The organism is Pseudomonas sp. GW821-FHT02H06 (assembly GCF_059421525.1).
The window spans coordinates 12,535-32,424 of record NZ_JBWKVD010000013.1; the positions used below are offsets into that span (position 1 = coordinate 12,535).

Sequence of the window (19,890 nt, forward strand, 5' to 3'; positions counted from 1 at the left end):
GGTGTCCAGTGATGCATGAGCGTATTCCCTGCTGACGGTTGATGTGCGCTGAGTGTAGCGAGCGGTCCGGGACTTGGATGTCAGACGCTTCCTAAACGTACCGGCCCAAACGTCCATGTACATATACCCACAATCGCTGTTGATCCGCCTGTGGATAAACTGTTCGGCCATTGCTACAGACCATGTTGACTGTGGCTTTCAGGCAGGTGGTCAATTTTTGATCGCTCTATCCCGCGGATTCTTATAGGTGTTTTCCACAAGCCAGGCCTCGCGGTCCGTGTTCTTACCCACATTCTCTGTGTGCGGGCGTGTGGATAAGATGTTTGTGATCCGCTGTAGCCCCTGTAATCCGTGGCCTGTGGAATGGTGGCCAAATTTTAACCAATAACAGCTCTAGCGCGTCCGTTTGCGTCTCTGACCGTCATCATCACGCCCATTGCACGCTTTTCCACAGCGATGGGGAGACTTACGCACATAGGCTGTTGGTGCTTCTGTGGATAACATGTTCGCGGTCAGGGATGGGCCCCTGAATCCGGCGCGTTGAGCGATATGCTCAAAAAATGATCAACGATTCCCGCTCAATAATGACGAAGCGGCATTGAATCGGGCTAATACCCCCAAATCCTCAAACCTGATGGCGTTGTAAATCTCCTCAATCGGCACGGAGGTGAGGAGCCTCGCCGTTTGGTTCAACAGCCTCGTATCTACGCCAGCGCCTGCGCAACGACCCCGTCGTTTTGCAATTCGCTCCAGGGGCCGTCTGCAATGACCTCGCCGTTTTTCAACACAATCACACGATCAAAACGGGACAGCGCAGTCATGTCGTGGGTAGCGCACACCAGCCCCCTTTTATGGAAGTGCTCGAACAGAGTGCTCCACACACCCAAGGCAGTTTCCTGATCCAGAGCCGATGTTGGCTCGTCGAACAAGTTGAAATCTCCAGGGCGATTGATTAGCCGGAGCAGTGAAAGTCGCTTTGCTTCGCCTCCGGAAATGTTGACTGCGCCTTCAGCTATTGATCGGTAGGCGGCCAGGTGTGCCACGCCAAGATCGTCAAGGATTCGGGGGAGGTGGTCTGACATGGGTTGATCAAAGAGCACAGAGTGTTTGAATGTGCCTTCAAGAAACACTGGGTCTTGAGGACAGTAGCGAACCCGATCCAGATACGTCTGAATGTCGCACCCTCGTAATGTCCTGCCGTTTATGGAAAGGGCGTGGCGGAGTGTTTTCAGCGTTCCGGCCATCGTGTCTAAAAGCGTGCTTTTGCCGGCACCACTGGGCCCGATGATCGCAACGGATTGGTCAGGCGTGAAATGGAGCTTAAAGTTCGTTACCTGAGCAACTGCGACCAATTCCAGTCTTGATAAAGGTTCAGGTAAAGGTTCTTGCGGTACCTCTACAAGATCCTCCAGTGACAAGATTTGCAGAAGCCTCTGTCTGTCTACCGAAAACTGATCCAGTGCCCGATAGGCCTCTGCCAAAGCGCTGCAATTACTGAGAAACATGCCCGCCAGCGAAAATACCGCGACCAGCTCCCCAACAGACAAACGTGGGGATAGGGAAGCCTGATCACTGACGCCCCAGGCAAGCAGCCCGGCCGTGGACAGCCCGATGTACAACACTTTGATCGAGCTGAGAACAGCACCGGTACTTGCCACTCGTGTTGCCGCGTGTGCGTACTCCGTGTAACTCTGACGAAGCGGCTTCATGGCGAGGCCGCAAGCCTGTTCGAGCTTCAGGATTTTGCCGGCTTGCAGGGTTTCGAATAGCTTGGACGACACCCTGTCTTCTTCATCATTGACGGCAACCAGATAAGGACGCCGCCAGCAGATCAGCTGGTGGTATAGCAGTATGTAGCCAACAGAAATACCCAGCAGGGTGGTGAACATCAGTGCGCCGCCCAAGTAGGCAAAGATGATCGCGATCAAAGCCAGTTCAATCAGCAGCGGGAACCCTGATGTGATGAAAAAAATCAGAAACTTCTCGTGGGCAGTTATTCCTCGCTCCACGGATTTGATGAGGCCGCCAATCCGTAGGGACGAAAATTGCTCAAACTCTTTGCCCAGTATTTTTTCAGACCATTCGGTGGAGAGGTCTGCCAAGGTTGTCTGCACGAGCTTCACCAGTTGATAAGTCTGAAGCGGGTGCAACACGGACTGCAGCAGCACAGCGCCACAAAGAACAATCAGTAAATCGCTAAGTGTGAGTGAAGCGACATCTTCTGCGACAGAGAGGTTATCAATAATCTTCCCCAGCAATAGGGCTGGCGCTAGGGTGGACAGCTTCAATAGAACGGTAAGTGCGGTGGCGCTTATGAACAGTCTTTTCCTGGAGCTTAGTGTTTCACTGATAAAATCTATCATCCGAAGGTTTACCTCATGGATAGCACTTATTCGCGTGGAGAAGATGTTGGGGTACCACTGGAATACCTGCCCTTATTAGGTTGAATCGCTCCAGTCCAGGTACATAAACCTGCGCCACGACACACCCGTTTTCGAAATCCAGCAGCGTTCTTTTGAACGCATGTAAACCAGTTGCTGCAAACCTCTCAAGGATGAACTCTACTTGCTCCTGCACAGATAAACGCTTCGGTGGGTCTAAACGTCTGCAGCTGAGCTCGGTGTTCCGGAGTACCTCAAGATTTATCAACGGCCGTAAGGTGGATGAGAAGCTAGCTAACGCGATGGCACTATGGTCAGTAGCTTTCTCAACTTCATCATATAGCGCCATGGTCTGATGAAGTTCAGTAGCGGCGCGTTCAATGGCGATTCGCGGGTCTACAGAGCATCCGCTGCCAAGCGGGCAGATTACGTATCTGCCGTCAGGTCGCTTGGGAATAGCCATAGCGAAATATACGCCCTGAATTGTTTGGGTAATGAGTATCTTCATGCGAGCGGCTAGGGTGCGAAATCTCGAGCCATCGGGAAATACTTCTCTCATTGGGGCCGCGTCAACTGACCGCAGCAGAATGGGATCGTATTGGCCGCAGAGGGACATGAGAATTTTAGACAGCATGTGCCGCTCAAGCACTTCGTTGAGTCCATGAAGGATTGCTTCACTTTCCGAGCAGCCGAAGGCAATCCCCGAGTTTGTCGAGTAGCGGCTTAGGTACGCGATTTCGGTTAACGAGGTATTGTGTTCCACCAGAGCTTCGTCTGGAAGTTGCATGATAGCGGGGACAGTGATGAGACGGCTATTCAAGATATCTTTGAATTCGACGCAGTCTATCGGTGCCTCGCTATCGGGCAAGTTAGCGAGGACGCCATCAAGCTTAATGGATGCCTGGTGACGTACTTCGTTGATACGGCGTGTAACCAGGCCCTTGGATGAACAGTGTTCCAACGCGTAGTGCTCAATACTTTCTGCCAACGCACCTAATTGGCAATGCTGACCCTTGCCTGCGCCTTCGGCCACTGCCGCGCCGCTGTCATCAATGAGTGTGCAGGTTGCAACCGATTTTGATGAGTCTATGTATTTCACTGACGGTATAAGAGATAAAGAAAATATCGCCTCACGGATCTTCTGCTCTGAGGTCGATACGGGGAATTCACGTTCAATCATTGGCGATGCTCCTTGAACAGGCTTGGGGTATTAACCCCAAACCTGCTTTACGGTTTTTTAATCAACCCTGTGAGTAAAACTGCGCCTCAACTGGCAAAAGAGCTCCCATTGCATTTTCACTTTGATTAAAAGGCATCATCGAAATTTCTGAGCGTTTACGTCCCATGTCTATTACTCCATAAGTTTACATAAGGGGTTTTGCAGTGCTCACGTCATTTGCCGTGAGTGATGTATTAATAACATTCGTTCAAAAACGTTCAAGTTCGTACGCGGCTTTAAATCTCTGATCGTTTCGTAGGAAGATTCAGCAGTGTCGTAGGTCAATATTGATAAGGTCCTGAATTAAGGCAGGTTTTTTCGTAGGAAATGAAGTTTTTAGGATCGCGCCTCCACATGGCAGATATACAAGTGGAATCTCTGCTGGACGCCAGAAAAGAGCCGTTTCTGCCCCAGCGGTTAATCACAGGAGATGCGGATGCCCTGCTGAGCCTTCCTAAAACTCCTGATCGATCACCCAAAACGCAGCGCGGGCAAGCGCGCTCCTACAGCTCGAATGTCTGTAGAAACGCGGTTGCCCGCGAAGGTGTCAGTCCAAATCCGACAGGTAAAACCCTACTCGTGGTTAACCGCCACGCCCTTCAAATACGAAGCCGGTTCCGCGCCCATGTTTTCCAGCAATTTGGCGCTGTACCAGTCGATGAAGTTCACCACGCCGAACTCGTAGGTCTTCGAATACGGCCCCGGCTGGTAAGCAACGGAGTTGATACCGCGCTGGTTTTCTTCGGCGAGACGGCGGTCCTGGTCGTTGGTGGCGTCCCAGACTTCACGCAGGCGCGCGACGTCGTAGTCCACGCCTTCGACGGCATCCTTGTGCACCAGCCATTTGGTGGTGACCATGGTCTCCTGTGCGCTGACCGGCCACACGGTGAACACGATTACGTGGTCGCCCATGCAGTGGTTCCAGGAGTGAGGCAGGTGCAGGATGCGCATCGAGCCCAGGTCCGGGTTCTGGATGCGGCCCATCAGTTTTTTGCTGCCCTGCTTGCCGTCCATCGTCATCGAAACAGTGCCTTTGAGCAGCGGCATGCGCACGATGCGGTTGCGCAGGCCAAAGCTGGCGTGGGCGAAGGGAATCTTTTCCGCTTCCCAGGCGGCGGCGGATGCAGCAACGTGGTCCTTGAAGGCCTGGTCGGCGCGCGGGTCAGTGACGTCGTCCCACTCCAGCAAGGTGTTCAGCAGTTCGGGGTGCGACGCATTGCAGTGGTAGCACTCGCGGTTGTTTTCCAGCACCAGCTTCCAGTTGGCTTTTTCAATCAAGGTGGTTTGCACCGCCACCTTGGTGTTTTCCATGTCGTACGGTTCCATGTAGTGGTTCAGCGTCTGCAGGAACGCGTCGATGGCAGGTGGATTGCTCGCCATGCTGATGAAGATGTACCCGCCCGCGACCTTGCAGTGCACCGGCTTGAGGCCGAACTGCTTCATGTCGAAGTCCGCACCCATCTCGGTCCCCGCGTACAGCAGGCGACCGTCGAGTTCGTACGTCCACTGGTGGTAAGGGCAAACCAGCTTGGCGACCTTGCCTTTTTCCTTGGTGCACAGGCGAGAGCCGCGGTGGCGGCAGACGTTATGGAATGCATTGATCGATCCGTCCGGCGCGCGCACGACCAGGATCGGGTTCTTGCCAATTTGAAGGGTGAGGAAGTTGCCCTTCGCCGGCACTTCGCAGGTCATGCCCGCGATCAGCCACTCTTTCTGAAAGATTTCCTGCATGTCGATTTCAAACAGCCGCTCATCGCTGTAGAAAGGCTGCGGCAGCGAGTAAGTCCGCTCTCGGGTATGCAGCATCTCGGCAGTCGCCTTGCGCGCAGGTTCCAGCGGATCGCCCAAGCTCAGAGTTGCGGTGACGTCCATCTTTCAAGTCCTCAGGCCGCGCTTTGCGCAGTCTACGAATGTGGCTGATACGGTGGGTGTGTAGCGAAGCACGCGAGGCGGCAGTGATTTCTGACGCTCAGGCCGATGGATAAAGAATCTGTAATGAATTGATGGCGAGTGTGGAGCCGGGCGCGACCTGAACCTTATCCATGGGCGACATGGCCGAATCCGTTTCCGACGGCCCGACCCCTATAGACCGGGGCTGGTCGCCATAAGTATGTGAATGTCGCTGATAGGTAAATAGGCGGCTCGCGCGTTACGCAGAATCGCCACCATAAGAGGCCGACCGTCGGCCGTGGAGAGTGAGTATGTCCCAGAGTTTCCTCAGCCCGGTCAATACCCAGACGTGGGCCAACGGCCGCCATCTGGTGCGGGTCGTCAAAGTGATCCAGGAAACCTGGGACGTGCGCACGTTCTGCTTCATGGCCGATCAGCCGATTCTGTTCTTCTTCAAGCCCGGCCAGTTCGTCACCCTGGAGCTGGAAATCGACGGCGCGCCGATCATGCGCTCGTACACCATCTCCAGTTCACCCTCGGTGCCGTACAGCTTCTCCATTACCATCAAGCGCGTGCCCGGCGGCAAGGTTTCAAACTGGCTGCATGACACGTTGCACGAAGGTCAGGAGCTGGCGGTGCACGGCCCGGTGGGTCTGTTCAACGCCATCGACTTCCCCAATCCGAAAATCCTCTACCTCAGCGGCGGCGTCGGCATCACGCCGGTCATGTCCATGGCGCGCTGGTACTACGACACCAACGCCAACGTCGACATGGTCTTCGTGCACAGTTCGCGCTCGCCCAAGGACATCATCTACCACCGCGAGCTGGAACAGATGGCGTCGCGAATCAATAACTTCGCCCTGCACATCGTTTGTGAAAAGCACGGGCTGGGTGAGCCGTGGGCGGGTTATCGCGGTTATCTGAGTCAGAAGATGCTCGAACTGATGGCACCGGATTTCATGGAGCGGGAAGTGTTCTGCTGCGGACCGACGCCGTACATGAGTGCGGTGAAGCGGTTGCTTGAAGCCAACGGTTTCAACATGGCGCAGTACCACGAAGAATCCTTCGGAGCGACGCCACCGGAAGCCCGCGCCGACGCCGTGGAGCACGCCGAACAGGCCGCCGATGCGCCGGATCTGGATGTTGCTGAATTAAATCAGGTTGAATTCACTGATACCGGCAAGAGCATCCGCGTAGCACCTGGGGAAACCGTCCATGCAGCGGCTGCCAAGCTCGGCCTGATGATTCCCAAAGCGTGCGGGATGGGCATCTGCGGGACGTGCAAGGTGATGAAACTGAGCGGGGAGGTCGAGATGGAGCACAACGGCGGCATCACCGATGACGACGTGGACGAAGGCTACATCCTGGCGTGCTGCAGCGTGCCGAAGGGGGATGTGCGGATTGAGTATTGAGGTCTGACGCGGGCGTCGAACTCTCCCCGCGTCTTGATGAGCCGACCCGGTTTCGAGTCGGCTCTGTAACGTCTTTTAAACTTTGAAGCGCGCAACCATCCCGTTCAAATCCACAGCCAGACGCGACAGCTCGTTGCTCGCTGCGCTGGTCTGATTGGCGCCGGTGGCGGACTGAGTCGACAGGTCGCGGATGTTGACCAGGTTGCGGTCCACTTCCCGTGCGACTTGGGCCTGCTCTTCCGCCGCGCTGGCGATGACCAGGTTGCGTTCGTTGATTTCCACAACGGCGCTGTTAATGGTGTCCAGCGCAAGGCCGGCGCCTTTGGCGATGTTCAGGGTGGATTCCGCACGCTCGGTGCTGCTGCGCATGGAGTTCACGGCCTGTTCGGTGCCGCCCTGAATGCTGCCGATCATACGCTCGATTTCGCTGGTCGATTGCTGGGTGCGGTGGGCGAGGGCGCGAACTTCGTCGGCGACCACCGCAAATCCGCGACCGGCTTCACCCGCGCGGGCAGCTTCGATGGCGGCGTTGAGGGCCAGCAGGTTGGTCTGATCCGCCAGGCCGCGAATCACATCCAGCACCTTGCCGATGTCACGGGACTCGTCCGCCAGATTGCCGATCAGCGTGGATGTGCTCTGCACGTCAGTGCTCATGCGTTCGATGGCGCTGACGGTTTCCTGCACCAGGTCACGGCCATCGCTGGCGGACGTGGTGGCATTTTTCGACGCTTCCGAGGTGCTCACCGCGTTGCGTGCGACTTCTTCCACTGCACTGGTCATCTGGTTGACCGCAGTGGCGGCCTGTTCGATTTCGTTGTTCTGCTGGGACAGGCCGCGCGCGCTTTCGTCAGTGACTGCGTTCAGCTCTTCGGCTGCTGAAGCAAGCTGGGTCGCCGAACCGGAAATGCGCTGCAGGGTGTCACGCAGCCTGGACTGCATCTTCAACATTGCGGCCAGCAAGCGGCCCGCTTCGTCAGTACCGTCCACCGTGATGGTGCGCGTCAGGTCGCCTTCGGCAATGTCCTCGGCAGCGTTCAATGCCGATGCGATAGGGCGGGTGATGCTGTTGGTCAGCAGCCAGGCGAACAGCAAGGTCAGCACGGTGGCAATGATCAGCAGCGTGACGACCATCGTGAAAGCCGTCGAGTACTGTTGAGTGGCCGTCGCACTGGCTTCATTGACCTGTTGGGTGTTCATCTCAATCAGCTTGGCCAGCACCACGTTCATCTGGTCCGAGTTGGTCTGCAGATCGGCGCTGAGCAGGCGGGTCAGCTCGGTCATGTCGTTGGCCTGACTCAGCGACTTCATGCGGCTTTCCAGTTGGCGATAGTCATTGAGCAACTGGACGTACTGGTCGTAGGCCGACTGCTCCGCTGGCTCGGAAATCAGCTTGACGTAGATGGCCCGGGCATCGTCGATCTGCTTGTTGCGCATGGCAAACAATTCAGTGGTTTTCTGCAGTGTGTCGGGATCGCGGTTGAGCATCAGGCGATAGGACAGAACACGCAGGCGAATGCTGCCTTCGGTCAATTTATCCAGCGCCTTGATGCTCGGCATGCTTTTGCTGGCCATGGCAACGTTGGCGGTATTGATCTTGTTCATCTGCGACAGGGCAAAGACGCCCAGAATCAGCATCAGCAGGCCAATGACGGAGAAGCCGAGAAAGGCGCGGGGCGCGATATTCAAATTACGTAGGGACATTACGGTTCCAGGGCGGCCGCGATCCATGCGAGGCGAGAGATAGAAGTGTCAGAGATGCATGGGTTATCGGTCGGCCCTGTGGGGACTTGATGCCACTGGTCTACGCTGTGCGGTTATGTCGCAGCCGGGTGATCTGACGAACAGCAGGAACAAGACCGTAAAAACGTAGTCAATCAGGGCCGTTATGCGTTTGCGGAATAGAGTGGTAGAGATGCTTGTTGGTCGGTGTAGCGGCTTGGATGCCCTGATTTCACTGGTAGCTAAAGTGACTTTTCTTTATCGTACGCGCCCTTTGAAATTTGCCTGAGATATCAAAATGTTGGAAGCATCCCTAAGCCAGTTGGAAAAGCTCGTCAGTGACCTGGTACAGCACAATCAGGAGCTGCAGAACACGAACGCGCGACTCGCCGAAGAGTTGAAGCAAGCCAGGGATGACAACGACAGTCTGCAGTTGAGTCTGATGGAGCAAGAAGAGAAACAGGGTGCGACGGCTGCGCGCATTCAGGCGCTGGTTGACCGCGCCACCAGTGCCAGCGCGGTTGACGCATGATCACGGATCAGGACGGCGCCAAGGTTATTTCCATCCTTGGCAACGACTACACGATCAAGGCACCTGCCGGCCAAGAGCAGACCCTGATGGATGCCGTGTCGATGCTGAAGTCGGCATTGTTCGAAACCAAGCGCAGTTACCCGACGCTGATCGGCGATCGTCTGCTGGTGCTGGCGGCGCTGAATCTGTGCTCGAAGCAGATCGAACTCAAGCAGCAACACGCCGAAGCGCTTAGCCGTTATGAAGACAAGGTCAGCGCTACGGTCGAGGTGATCGAGAAGGTTATTGCTCAGGGGTGAGGCACCGGTTCAGTCCATCTGCAGGCTGCGGATGGGCTGCACCTACCAGTGAAGAGTAAGCCGCTTTCAGCTCCCCATCACCAACCGAATGTCCGCTGCCAGTTCCCGCACTCGGGCCTCTTCGGTGTCCCACGAGCACATGAAGCGCGCGCCGCCATTGCCGATGAAGGTGTAGAAGCGCCAGCCCCTCGCGGTCAACGCAGCAATGGCCGCTTCCGACAGTTGCAGGAACACGCCGTTGGCCTGCACCGGAAACATTAATTCAACGCCCGGAATATCTTTCACCAGATCCGCCAGCAACTGTGCGCAGCTGTTGGCGTGGCGTGCGTGCTTGAGCCAGGCGTCGTTTTCCAGCAAACCCACCCAAGGCGCTGACAAGAAGCGCATCTTCGAGGCCAGTTGACCGGCCTGCTTGCAGCGGTAGTCGAAGTCTTCAGCGAGCTTGTGGTTGAAGAACAGAATCGCCTCGCCCACTGCCATGCCGTTTTTGGTGCCGCCGAAGCACAGTACGTCAACGCCAGCCTTCCAGGTCAGCTCGGCAGGCGAGCAACCGAGAAACGCACAGGCATTGGCAAAGCGGGCGCCGTCCATGTGCAGGTTCAGGCCCAGCTCCTTGCAGGTCTCGCTGATGGCTTTGAGCTCTTCCGGCTGATACACACTGCCCACTTCCGTGGCCTGGGTCAGCGTGACGACGCGGGGTTTTGGATAGTGGATATCGGCGCGTTTGAGCGCGACTTCCCGGATGGAATCAGGCGTCAGCTTGCCGTTCTCGCTGCGTGCGGTCAGCAGTTTGGAGCCGTTGGAGAAGAATTCCGGTGCGCCGCATTCGTCCGTTTCGACGTGGGCGGTTTCCGAGCAGATGACGCTGTGGTAACTCTGGCAGAGCGAGGACAGCGCCAGGGAGTTGGCCGCCGTGCCGTTGAAGGCAAAAAACACCTCGCAGTCTGTTTCGAACAACTGACGGAATTGATCGGCCGCGCGCGCTGTCCACTGGTCGTCGCCATAGGCACGCTGGTGCCCGTGGTTGGCTTGCTCCATGGCCGCCCACGCTTCCGGGCAGATTCCCGAATAGTTGTCGCTGGCAAACTGCTGGCTTTGGTCTGACATGGCCGGTTCCCTGTAATCGAAGGCTGCGACTGTAACCAAAGTTGATCGGTTTGGTCATGCATTCTTGCGTCAGAAAATTCAGCCAGACAGCGAAGCAATATGAGCGAACCGAAATCAATGACCACACCCGGGCGGAATCGCGCGCTGGACCTGCTCAAGTGGCTGGCGATGCTGAGCATGGTGGTGGATCACCTGCGCTACGTCGGCTGGCACGCCAATTGGCTGTACGTGCCGGGGCGTCTGGCGTTCCCGTGGTTTTGCCTGGCGATCGCGGTCAATGTCGTACGTACTGGCCGGCACGATGTGGAGGCTTCGATCAAGTGGAAATACCTGACGTGGCTGGCGGTGTTTTCCGTGGTCGCGGAGCTGCCATACCGGATTTACATGGCCGGTGAGGTCACCACGCTCAATGTGCTGCCTACGCTGGCTTTGGGTTTGCTGGTCGCGCAGGGTGGATTGAGTCGCTCATGGCCGGCGAGGGTCTTGGGTATCGCTGCCCTGGCGATGGGTGTTCTGTTTGGGTCGCAATTGATGTTCGGCATGTACGGGGTGTTGCTGCCTCTGGCGTTTGTGCTCGTGCTGCGCACTTCCATATGGCTGGCGATTGTGCCGGGGATCGTCTGTTTATTGAGCAACGAGTGGCCGAAGATTATCGACGGCATGCTATGGGGCGACCCGATTTCCATCGGCGCGCTGGTGGCCTGTTTGCTGGCGCCACTGTTGGGGTTAGCGATTCTGCGCGGGCGCCCGGCATTCGGAGTGTGGCCGATGCGGCGGTGGGCGTACCTGATTTATCCAGTGCATTTTTTGCTGTTGTTTGGACTGCGGCAGATCATCGAATGACGGTGATGTGGCAGACAGGTATTCAGCGTGTATGCCCTTGGTTTTGCGTTCCGACCTCCGACGCCTGCCCGGCTAAAGCCGGTCCTACTGACCGCGCGCATATCTTCAGTGGGACCGGCTTCAGCCGGGAAGAGGCCTGTGAGAGCGCCGTCGATTTCGCGGTTTCGCTGTAGACAAACCGCCGTCCCCGCCCGTATCTTCCGCCTCAGGCCACCGCAGTGGCCAGCGTCGCTCGGACGGTTCCGGGCGCTTACGTCTTCAGAGGTTTCCATGGCAGACCAAGGTTCGCCGCGCCGTTTCGCGCGCATCGATCGACTCCCCCCTTACGTGTTCAACATCACCGCCGAGCTGAAAATGGCTGCGCGTCGTCGTGGTGAGGACATCATCGACCTGAGCATGGGCAACCCCGATGGGGCAACGCCGCCGCACATTGTCGAGAAACTGGTCACCGTCGCCCAACGTGAAGACACTCACGGTTACTCGACTTCGCGTGGCATCCCGCGTCTGCGTCGGGCGATTTCCAGCTGGTACAAAAAACGCTACGACGTGGACATCGATCCCGAAGACGAAGCTATCGTCACCATCGGCTCCAAAGAGGGCCTGGCGCATTTGATGCTCGCCACGCTGGATCAGGGCGACACCGTTCTGGTGCCGAACCCCAGTTACCCGATTCACATCTATGGTGCCGTTATCGCCGGCGCTCAGGTGCGCTCCGTGCCACTGGTGCCAGGCGTGGACTTTTTCGCTGAACTGGAAAAAGCCATTCGCGGTTCGATCCCCAAGCCGAAAATGATGATCCTGGGTTTCCCGTCCAACCCGACCGCTCAATGCGTTGAGCTGGACTTCTTCGAGCGCGTCGTTGCCCTCGCCAAACAGTACGACGTGCTGGTGGTTCACGACCTGGCCTACGCCGACATCGTCTACGACGGCTGGAAAGCTCCGTCGATCATGCAGGTGCCGGGCGCCAAGGACATCGCCGTCGAATTCTTCACCCTGTCCAAGAGTTACAACATGGCGGGCTGGCGCATCGGCTTCATGGTCGGCAACCCCGAGCTGGTCAACGCCCTGGCGCGGATCAAGAGCTACCACGACTACGGCACGTTCACGCCGCTGCAAGTGGCCGCCATCGCCGCGCTGGAAGGTGATCAGCAATGCGTGCTCGACATCGCCGAGCAGTACCGCCAGCGCCGTAACGTGCTGGTTAAAGGCCTGCACGAACTGGGCTGGATGGTCGAAAACCCGAAAGCGTCGATGTACGTCTGGGCCAAGATACCCGAGGCTTACGCACACCTGGGATCGCTGGAATTCGCCAAGAAACTGCTCGCCGAGGCCAAAGTCTGCGTTTCGCCTGGTGTCGGTTTTGGTGAATATGGCGATGACCACGTTCGCTTTGCGCTGATCGAGAATCAGGATCGCATCCGTCAGGCCGTGCGGGGTATTCGCAGCATGTTCCGGGCTGACGGATTGGTTACGCAAAAAGCCTGAATGTCGTCACTCATTTGCCGAGGTCATGACCTGACCTCGGCACATCCGCCAGCGGCATACGCTTGAGGATCGGCAATGACGCTGATTCGGGACGAGTGGTGATGCCATAGACGATCGACAGCTCGTTGGATCCGCTTTCTACATAGTAATCACCGGGCGCGGCACATCGGATTGCTTCGGCTTCCGTGACGGTTGTTGAGTAGCTGCGCCCTTCCACGGTGCGAATGTTGACCGAGACTTGGCGGTCTTCAGACACTCTGAAAGTCCTGTCCATCACAATGTCTTCTTCAGAGGGGCTTGCGTGAAAAGTCGAGCCTTTGGGAAGGTACAGCGCAAGATCCGATTCGACAGACTGCGGTGCCGCGATGGGTGGTATTTCCCATAGATAGATGTCGGCGACCAGCTCAGCGTTCGGATAGGAAATGATCTTGAGAATGACCGAATAGTAACCGCCGTCCTGGTGAACGATGTCTTGGGGGGTGGCATAAAGCCTGGCGTCACTCACTGAAACAGTGGACGAAAGAACTACATCCGAATCTTCGACGTAGACGGCAAGCAGCGCCTCAGACTCGCTCAGTTCCCGAATAATCCTCAGTTTGACCGAGCCTTCTATATCCACCGTATGAAACACGCCTTGAGTCAGAAAGAGCAGCAGCTCCGTAGCGGGTCCCTGCCGACAGACGTTTTTCCCCCTTAGCTTTTTCCATAACTGCGGAGTTAGCGTATGCGACCTTGCGATTGTGCCCATGATCATTCCCTTGAGTGAGTGGCTGTCAGCCGTTCCGTTGGCTCAAAAGTAAGCCCGTCATTGCTATTTGAATACTGTCAGTTTTGACAGTCCCCGTGCCCATTGGGCTGAGGTGTTGCGGCGTGCCGAGGATTCGCGGCGGGCTCAGGACCGACAGTCTGCGGCGCGCAGAGCCGCGCAAATCCCGCTCCCCGTTAACCCATGTCGTAAACGCGCCTTTGTGTGGCGCGCGCAGGCATCTGGGCTGTCGGCGTCAGCCATACCATCGTGGCCAAAGGGCAGTTCAAGGCCCTGTCGATCATTCAGGCGCCGCGCCGCCGCTGGGAGAACCGCGATGTTCAGCAAGCAAGACCAGATCCAGGGTTATGACGATGCACTGTTGGCGGCAATCAGTGCCGAGGAGCAGCGTCAGGAAGACCACATCGAGCTGATCGCCTCGGAGAACTACACCAGCAAGCGCGTGATGCAGGCCCAGGGCAGCGGCTTGACCAACAAATACGCCGAGGGTTATCCCGGCAAGCGTTACTACGGCGGTTGCGAGCACGTCGACAAGGTCGAGCAACTGGCGATCGATCGCGCCAAGCTGCTATTTGGTGCCGACTACGCCAACGTCCAGCCGCACTCCGGTTCGTCGGCCAACAGCGCGGTTTACCTGGCGCTGTTGCAAGCGGGCGACACATTGCTGGGGATGAGCCTGGCCCATGGCGGTCACCTGACCCACGGCGCCAAAGTGTCGTCCTCGGGCAAGCTGTACAACGCCGTTCAATACGGCATCGACGTTGCCACCGGCCTGATTGATTACGACGAAGTCGAGCGACTGGCGGTCGAGCACAAACCGAAGATGATCGTTGCCGGTTTCTCGGCCTACTCCAAAACCCTGGATTTCCCGCGCTTTCGTGAGATCGCCGACAAAGTAGGCGCGCTGCTGTTCGTCGACATGGCTCACGTGGCCGGTCTGGTTGCTGCCGGTTTGTACCCGAACCCGCTGCCGTACGCCGATGTGGTGACCACCACCACGCACAAAACCCTGCGCGGCCCCCGTGGCGGGTTGATCCTGGCCAAGGCGAACGAAGAGATCGAGAAGAAGCTCAATTCCGCCGTGTTCCCGGGTGCCCAGGGCGGCCCGCTGATGCACGTGATTGCCGGCAAGGCCGTGTGCTTCAAGGAAGCCATGGAGCCCGGTTTCAAAGCCTATCAACAGCAAGTGATTGATAACGCCCAGGCCATGGCGCAGGTGTTCATTGATCGCGGTTACGACGTCGTGTCGGGCGGGACCGACAATCACCTGTTCCTCGTCAGCCTGATTCGTCAGGGCCTGACCGGGAAAGACGCCGACGCGGCGCTGGGTCGAGCGCACATCACCGTCAACAAGAACGCCGTCCCGAACGATCCGCAATCGCCGTTCGTGACGTCGGGCCTGCGCATCGGCACCCCTGCGGTGACCACGCGCGGTTTCAAAGTTACCCAGTGCATCACGCTGGCCGGCTGGATCTGCGACATTCTCGACAATCTCGGCGACGCCGATGTCGAGGCCAATGTCGCCGAGCAGGTCGCCGCGCTGTGCGCCGATTTCCCGGTTTACCGCTGAGTCAGGAGTCGCACCATGCAGCATTACTCGGGCTTCGGCCTCTTCAAACACTCCCTCAGCCACCACGAAAACTGGCAGCGCATGTGGCGCACGCCGACCCCGAAAAAGGTCTACGACGTGGTCATCGTCGGCGGCGGCGGACACGGTCTGGCGACAGCCTATTACCTGGCGAAAGAGCACGGCATCACCAACGTGGCCGTGGTCGAAAAAGGTTGGCTGGGCGGCGGTAATACCGCACGCAACACCACCATCGTGCGCTCCAACTACCTGTGGGACGAATCCGCGCACTTGTACGAACACGCGATGAAACTGTGGGAAGGCCTGTCCCAGGACATCAACTACAACGTCATGTTTTCCCAGCGCGGCGTATACAACCTGTGCCACACCCTGCAGGACATGCGTGATTCCGAGCGCCGCGTCAGCGCCAACCGCCTCAACGGTGTCGACGGCGAGCTGCTCAACGGCAAGCAAGTGGCTGAAGAAATTCCGTACCTCGACTGCTCGAAAAACACCCGTTACCCGATCATCGGCGCAACGGTGCAGCGTCGCGGCGGTGTCGCGCGTCATGACGCCGTGGCCTGGGGCTACGCCCGTGCCGCTGATGCGTTGGGCGTGGACTTGATTCAGCAGACCGAAGTGACCGGCTTCCGCAAGGAAAACGGCGTGTGCATCGGCGTCGAAACCAACAAGGGCTTCATTGGCGCCAAACGCGTCGGTGTGGTGACGGCAGGCAACTCCGGCCACATGGCCAAGCTCGCTGGCTTCCGTCTGCCGGTGGAATCCCATCCGTTGCAGGCGCTGGTGTCGGAGCCGATCAAGCCCATCATCGACAGCGTGATCATGTCCAACGCCGTACACGGTTACATCAGCCAGTCCGACAAGGGCGACCTGGTGATTGGTGCCGGCATCGACAGCTGGGTCGGTTACGGCCAGCGCGGCTCTTACCCGGTGATCGAACACACCATTCAGGCCATCGTCGAGATGTTCCCGGTGCTCTCGCGGGTGCGCATGAACCGCCAGTGGGGCGGCATCGTCGACACCACGCCGGACGCCTGCCCGATCATTTCCAAAACGCCTGTCCCGAACATGTTTTTCAACTGCGGTTGGGGCACCGGTGGCTTCAAGGCCACCCCGGGCTCGGGCAACGTGTTTGCCGCCAGCCTGGCCAAGGGCGAGATGCACCCGCTGGCCAAACCCTTCTCAATCGACCGGTTCCACAACGGCGCGTTGATCGACGAACACGGCGCTGCAGCCGTAGCCCACTAACAGAGGACTTTTCCCATGCTGCATATCTTCTGTCCTCACTGTGGCGAACTGCGCTCCGAAGAGGAATTCCACGTCTCCGGTCAGGCTCACATCCCGCGTCCGCTGGACCCGGCCGCCTGCACAGACGAGGAGTGGGGCGACTACATGTTCTTCCGCGACAACCCGCGCGGTCTGCACCACGAACTGTGGATTCACGCAGCGGGCTGCCGTCAGTACTTCAACACCACGCGTGACACCGTGACCTACGAAATTCTCGAAACCTATCCGATCGGCACGCAGCCGCAGTTCGTCAATCCGGCGCCCGCAATCAGAAAGGGGGATCAGGTATGAGCCAGTCCAATCGCCTGCCCAACGGCGGCCGCATCGATCGCAGCAAGGTCCTGAATTTCAACTTCAATGGCCAGACGTACCAAGGCTTCGAAGGCGACACCCTGGCCGCCGCCTTGCTTGCCAACGGCGTCGACATCATTGGTCGCAGCTTCAAGTATTCCCGTCCTCGCGGCATCTTTGCGGCAGGTTCCGAAGAGCCGAATGCCGTGCTGCAGATCGGCGCCACCGAAGCCACGCAGATCCCCAACGTGCGCGCCACGCAACAGGCGCTTTACTCGGGCCTCGTCGCGACCAGCACCAACGGTTGGCCGAGCGTGAACACCGACATGATGGGCATCCTCGGCAAGGTCGGCGGCAAGCTGATGCCGCCGGGCTTCTACTACAAAACCTTCATGTACCCGCAGTCGTTCTGGATGACCTACGAGAAGTACATCCGCAAAGCAGCGGGCCTCGGGCGTTCGCCGACCGAGCTGGATCCGGACACCTACGACAACATGAACCAGCACTGCGATGTGCTGGTGGTCGGCGCCGGCCCAGCAGGTCTGGCCGCCGCACTGGCCGCTGCGCGCAGCGGTGCTCGGGTCATCCTGGCGGACGAGCAGGAAGAATTCGGCGGCAGCCTGCTGGACAGCCGCGAAAGTCTGGACGGTAAACCGGCAGCGGAATGGGTAGCGACGGTGGTGGCCGAACTCAAAGGCCTGCCCAACGTGACCCTGCTGCCGCGCGCCACGGTGAACGGCTATCACGACCACAATTTCCTGACCATTCACGAGCGGCTGACCGATCACTTGGGCGATCGCGCGCCGATTGGCCAGGTGCGTCAGCGCATGCACCGGGTTCGCGCCAAGCGCGTGGTGCTGGCGACCGGCACCCACGAGCGTCCGCTGGTTTACGGCAACAACGATGTGCCGGGCAACATGCTGGCCGGCGCGGTCTCTACGTACGTGCGTCGTTATGGCGTGGCGCCGGGCAAGAAACTGGTGCTTTCGACCAACAATGATTACGCCTATCGCGTGGCGCTGGACTGGCTTGACGCCGGCCTGCACGTGGTCGCCGTTGCCGACGCGCGTCACAACCCGCGCGGTGCGTTAGTGGAAGAAGCCCGCGCCAAAGGCATTCGTATTCTGACCGGCAGCGCCGTGGTGGAAGCCCGTGGCAGCAAGCGCGTCAGTGCCGCCCGCGTGGCCGCCATCGACGTCAAAGGCCACAAGGTCGCCAGCCCGGGCGAGTGGCTCGACTGCGATCTGGTCGCCAGTTCCGGTGGCTACAGCCCGATCGTTCACCTGGCTTCGCACCTCGGCGGCAAGCCGGTCTGGCGCGAGGACATCCTCGGCTTCGTGCCGGGCGAAGCGCCGCAGAAACGCGTCTGCGTCGGCGGTGTGAATGGCGTTTACGCCCTCGGCGACTCGCTGGCCGACGGTTTTGAAGGCGGTGTTCGTGCCGCCAGTGAAGCCGGTTTCAAACCGGTCGAAGGCGTACTGCCCAAAGCCCTGAGCCGTGTGGAAGAACCGACCTTGGCGCTGTTCCAGGTACCGCACGAAAAAGGCACTGCGCGGGCGCCGAAGCAATTCGTCGACCTGCAGAACGACGTCACCGCGGCGGCCATCGAACTGGCGACCCGCGAGGGATTCGAGTCCGTCGAGCACGTCAAACGCTACACCGCGTTGGGTTTCGGTACCGATCAGGGCAAGCTCGGCAACGTCAACGGCCTGGCCATTGCGGCTCGCTCGCTGAACGTGTCGATCCCGGAAATGGGCACCACCATGTTCCGCCCGAACTACACGCCGGTGACCTTCGGCGCCATTGCCGGGCGTCACTGCGGTCACGTCTTCGAGCCTGTGCGCTTCACCGCGCTGCACGCCTGGCACGTGAAGAACGGCGCCGAATTCGAAGATGTCGGACAGTGGAAACGGCCGTGGTACTTCCCGAAAGCCGGTGAAGACATCCACGCCGCCGTGCGCCGCGAATGCAAGGCTGTGCGCGACAGCGTCGGCCTGCTGGACGCCTCGACGCTGGGCAAGATCGACATCCAAGGCCCGGATGCCCGGGAGTTTCTGAACCGCATCTACACCAACGCCTGGACCAAGCTCGATGTGGGCAAGGCGCGTTACGGCCTGATGTGCAAGGAAGACGGCATGGTCTTCGACGACGGCGTCACCGCCTGCATCGCCGACAACCACTTCATCATGACCACCACAACCGGCGGCGCCGCACGCGTGCTGCAGTGGCTGGAAATTTATCAACAGACCGAATGGCCGGACCTGAAGGTGTATTTCACCTCCGTCACCGACCACTACGCGACCCTGACGCTGTCGGGCCCGAACAGCCGCAAGCTGCTTAGCGAAGTGACCGACATCGATCTGGGCCGTGAAGCGTTTCCGTTCATGACCTGGAAAGAAGGGCTGGTGGGCGGAGTGCCGGCGCGGGTGTTCCGGATTTCGTTTACCGGAGAGCTCTCCTACGAGGTGAACATCCAGGCCGACTACGCCATGGGCGTTCTGGAAAAAATCGCCGAAGCGGGCAAGCAGTACAACCTGACCCCGTACGGCACTGAAACCATGCACGTCCTGCGGGCCGAGAAGGGCTTCATCATTGTCGGCCAGGACACCGATGGTTCGATGACCCCGGACGATTTGAACATGGGCTGGTGTGTCGGTCGTACCAAGCCGTTCTCGTGGATCGGCCAGCGTGGCATGAACCGTGAGGACTGCGTGCGGGAAGATCGCAAGCAACTCGTCGGCCTCAAGCCAATTGATCCGAACAAGTGGCTGCCGGAAGGCGCGCAACTGGTGTTCGATCCGAAGCAGTCGATCCCGATGAAGATGGTCGGCCACGTGACGTCGAGTTATGCGGCGAACTCGCTGGGCTATTCGTTCGCGATGGGTGTGGTGAAGGGCGGGCTGAAGCGCATGGGTGAGCGAGTGTTTGCGCCGCTGGTGGATGGGTCGGTGATCGAGGCGGAGATTGTGTCCTCGGTGTTCTTCGATCCGAAGGGTGATCAGCAGAACGTGGAGTAAGTTTTGGCTTGCTTACATCCCTGTGGGAGTGAGCTTGCTCGCGATGGCGTGAGA

15 protein-coding genes and 1 pseudogene are annotated in these 19,890 nt (G+C 58.6%); 9 read left to right on the forward strand and 7 right to left on the reverse strand.

Translation table 11 applies throughout. The annotated features are described in order from the left end of the window. Positions 1-704 precede the first annotated feature (704 nt). The 3 genes from AC07VF_RS19515 to gbca form a co-directional block, all read right to left on the reverse strand. Positions 705-2,363: an ATP-binding cassette domain-containing protein gene (locus AC07VF_RS19515; protein WP_192173180.1), complete on the reverse strand. Its 1,659-nt coding sequence runs from the start codon at positions 2,361-2,363 to the stop codon at positions 705-707. Positions 2,364-2,376: 13 nt separating this feature from the next. Continuing rightward, the gene (locus AC07VF_RS19520) at positions 2,377-3,561 is read right to left on the reverse strand and encodes a YcaO-like family protein (RefSeq protein WP_192173179.1); all 1,185 of its coding nucleotides are present in this window, start codon (positions 3,559-3,561) and stop codon (positions 2,377-2,379) included. 612 nt (positions 3,562-4,173) lie between these two features. Next, positions 4,174-5,472: a glycine betaine monooxygenase oxygenase subunit gene (gene gbca, locus AC07VF_RS19525; RefSeq protein WP_192173178.1), complete on the reverse strand. Its 1,299-nt coding sequence runs from the start codon at positions 5,470-5,472 to the stop codon at positions 4,174-4,176. A gap of 329 nt (positions 5,473-5,801) precedes the next feature. On the opposite strand from gbca, the gene gbcB reads away from it, so the two are divergent. Next, positions 5,802-6,902 carry a glycine betaine monooxygenase reductase subunit gene (gene gbcB, locus AC07VF_RS19530; RefSeq protein ID WP_495009379.1) on the forward strand — a complete coding sequence of 367 codons (1,101 nt, stop codon included), beginning with the start codon at positions 5,802-5,804 and terminating at the stop codon, positions 6,900-6,902. Positions 6,903-6,977: 75 nt separating this feature from the next. Here gbcB and AC07VF_RS19535 read toward each other — a convergent pair whose 3' ends face one another. Continuing rightward, a complete protein-coding gene (locus AC07VF_RS19535) occupies positions 6,978-7,850 on the reverse strand; it encodes a methyl-accepting chemotaxis protein (RefSeq protein WP_463584546.1) in 873 nt (290 codons plus the stop codon). Further along, positions 7,833-8,630 (reverse strand): annotated as a pseudogene (locus AC07VF_RS19540) (MCP four helix bundle domain-containing protein); the annotation flags it as partial. The gene AC07VF_RS19535 and the pseudogene AC07VF_RS19540, both read right to left, overlap by 18 nt. A 289-nt stretch (positions 8,631-8,919) precedes the next feature. Between AC07VF_RS19540 and AC07VF_RS19545 the strand changes: the two are divergent. Together AC07VF_RS19545 and AC07VF_RS19550 are read left to right on the forward strand one after the other, a co-directional pair. After that, a complete protein-coding gene (locus AC07VF_RS19545; protein ID WP_192173175.1) occupies positions 8,920-9,153 on the forward strand; it encodes a hypothetical protein in 234 nt (77 codons plus the stop codon). Next, the gene (locus tag AC07VF_RS19550) at positions 9,150-9,452 is read left to right on the forward strand and encodes a cell division protein ZapA (protein WP_065991262.1); all 303 of its coding nucleotides are present in this window, start codon (positions 9,150-9,152) and stop codon (positions 9,450-9,452) included. Before AC07VF_RS19545 ends, AC07VF_RS19550 begins: the two co-directional genes overlap by 4 nt. Before the next feature lie 66 nt (positions 9,453-9,518). Here AC07VF_RS19550 and AC07VF_RS19555 read toward each other — a convergent pair whose 3' ends face one another. Beyond that, positions 9,519-10,559: a threonine aldolase family protein gene (locus tag AC07VF_RS19555; RefSeq protein ID WP_192173174.1), complete on the reverse strand. Its 1,041-nt coding sequence runs from the start codon at positions 10,557-10,559 to the stop codon at positions 9,519-9,521. Positions 10,560-10,658: 99 nt separating this feature from the next. Between AC07VF_RS19555 and AC07VF_RS19560 the strand changes: the two genes are divergently transcribed. Continuing rightward, a complete protein-coding gene (locus tag AC07VF_RS19560; protein ID WP_495009380.1) occupies positions 10,659-11,402 on the forward strand; it encodes a TraX family protein in 744 nt (247 codons plus the stop codon). A gap of 270 nt (positions 11,403-11,672) precedes the next feature. Next, positions 11,673-12,887 (forward strand): alanine transaminase, encoded by a 1,215-nt coding sequence (gene alaC, locus AC07VF_RS19565; protein ID WP_192173172.1) that lies wholly within the window; start codon positions 11,673-11,675, stop codon positions 12,885-12,887. 10 nt (positions 12,888-12,897) lie between these two features. Here the strand turns inward: alaC and AC07VF_RS19570 are convergent, their stop codons facing one another. Next, positions 12,898-13,635, reverse strand: coding sequence for a hypothetical protein (locus AC07VF_RS19570; protein ID WP_495009381.1), 738 nt, complete (start codon positions 13,633-13,635; stop codon positions 12,898-12,900). 334 nt (positions 13,636-13,969) lie between these two features. Between AC07VF_RS19570 and glyA the strand changes: the two genes are divergently transcribed. From glyA to AC07VF_RS19590, 4 genes are read left to right on the forward strand one after another with little or no spacing between them, the layout of a single operon-like run. Beyond that, positions 13,970-15,223 carry a serine hydroxymethyltransferase gene (gene glyA, locus AC07VF_RS19575; RefSeq protein WP_282371162.1) on the forward strand — a complete coding sequence of 418 codons (1,254 nt, stop codon included), beginning with the start codon at positions 13,970-13,972 and terminating at the stop codon, positions 15,221-15,223. 15 nt (positions 15,224-15,238) lie between these two features. Next, positions 15,239-16,489, forward strand: a complete 1,251-nt coding sequence (locus AC07VF_RS19580) for a sarcosine oxidase subunit beta family protein (protein ID WP_192173169.1) — start codon at positions 15,239-15,241, stop codon at positions 16,487-16,489. Between the two features lie 15 nt (positions 16,490-16,504). Continuing rightward, entirely contained in the window at positions 16,505-16,819 is a 315-nt protein-coding gene (locus AC07VF_RS19585; RefSeq protein ID WP_074886785.1) for a sarcosine oxidase subunit delta, read from the forward strand. Continuing rightward, positions 16,816-19,836: a sarcosine oxidase subunit alpha gene (locus AC07VF_RS19590; protein WP_495009382.1), complete on the forward strand. Its 3,021-nt coding sequence runs from the start codon at positions 16,816-16,818 to the stop codon at positions 19,834-19,836. The genes AC07VF_RS19585 and AC07VF_RS19590 overlap by 4 nt, the downstream gene beginning before the upstream one ends. The last annotated feature ends 54 nt before the right edge of the window (positions 19,837-19,890 follow it).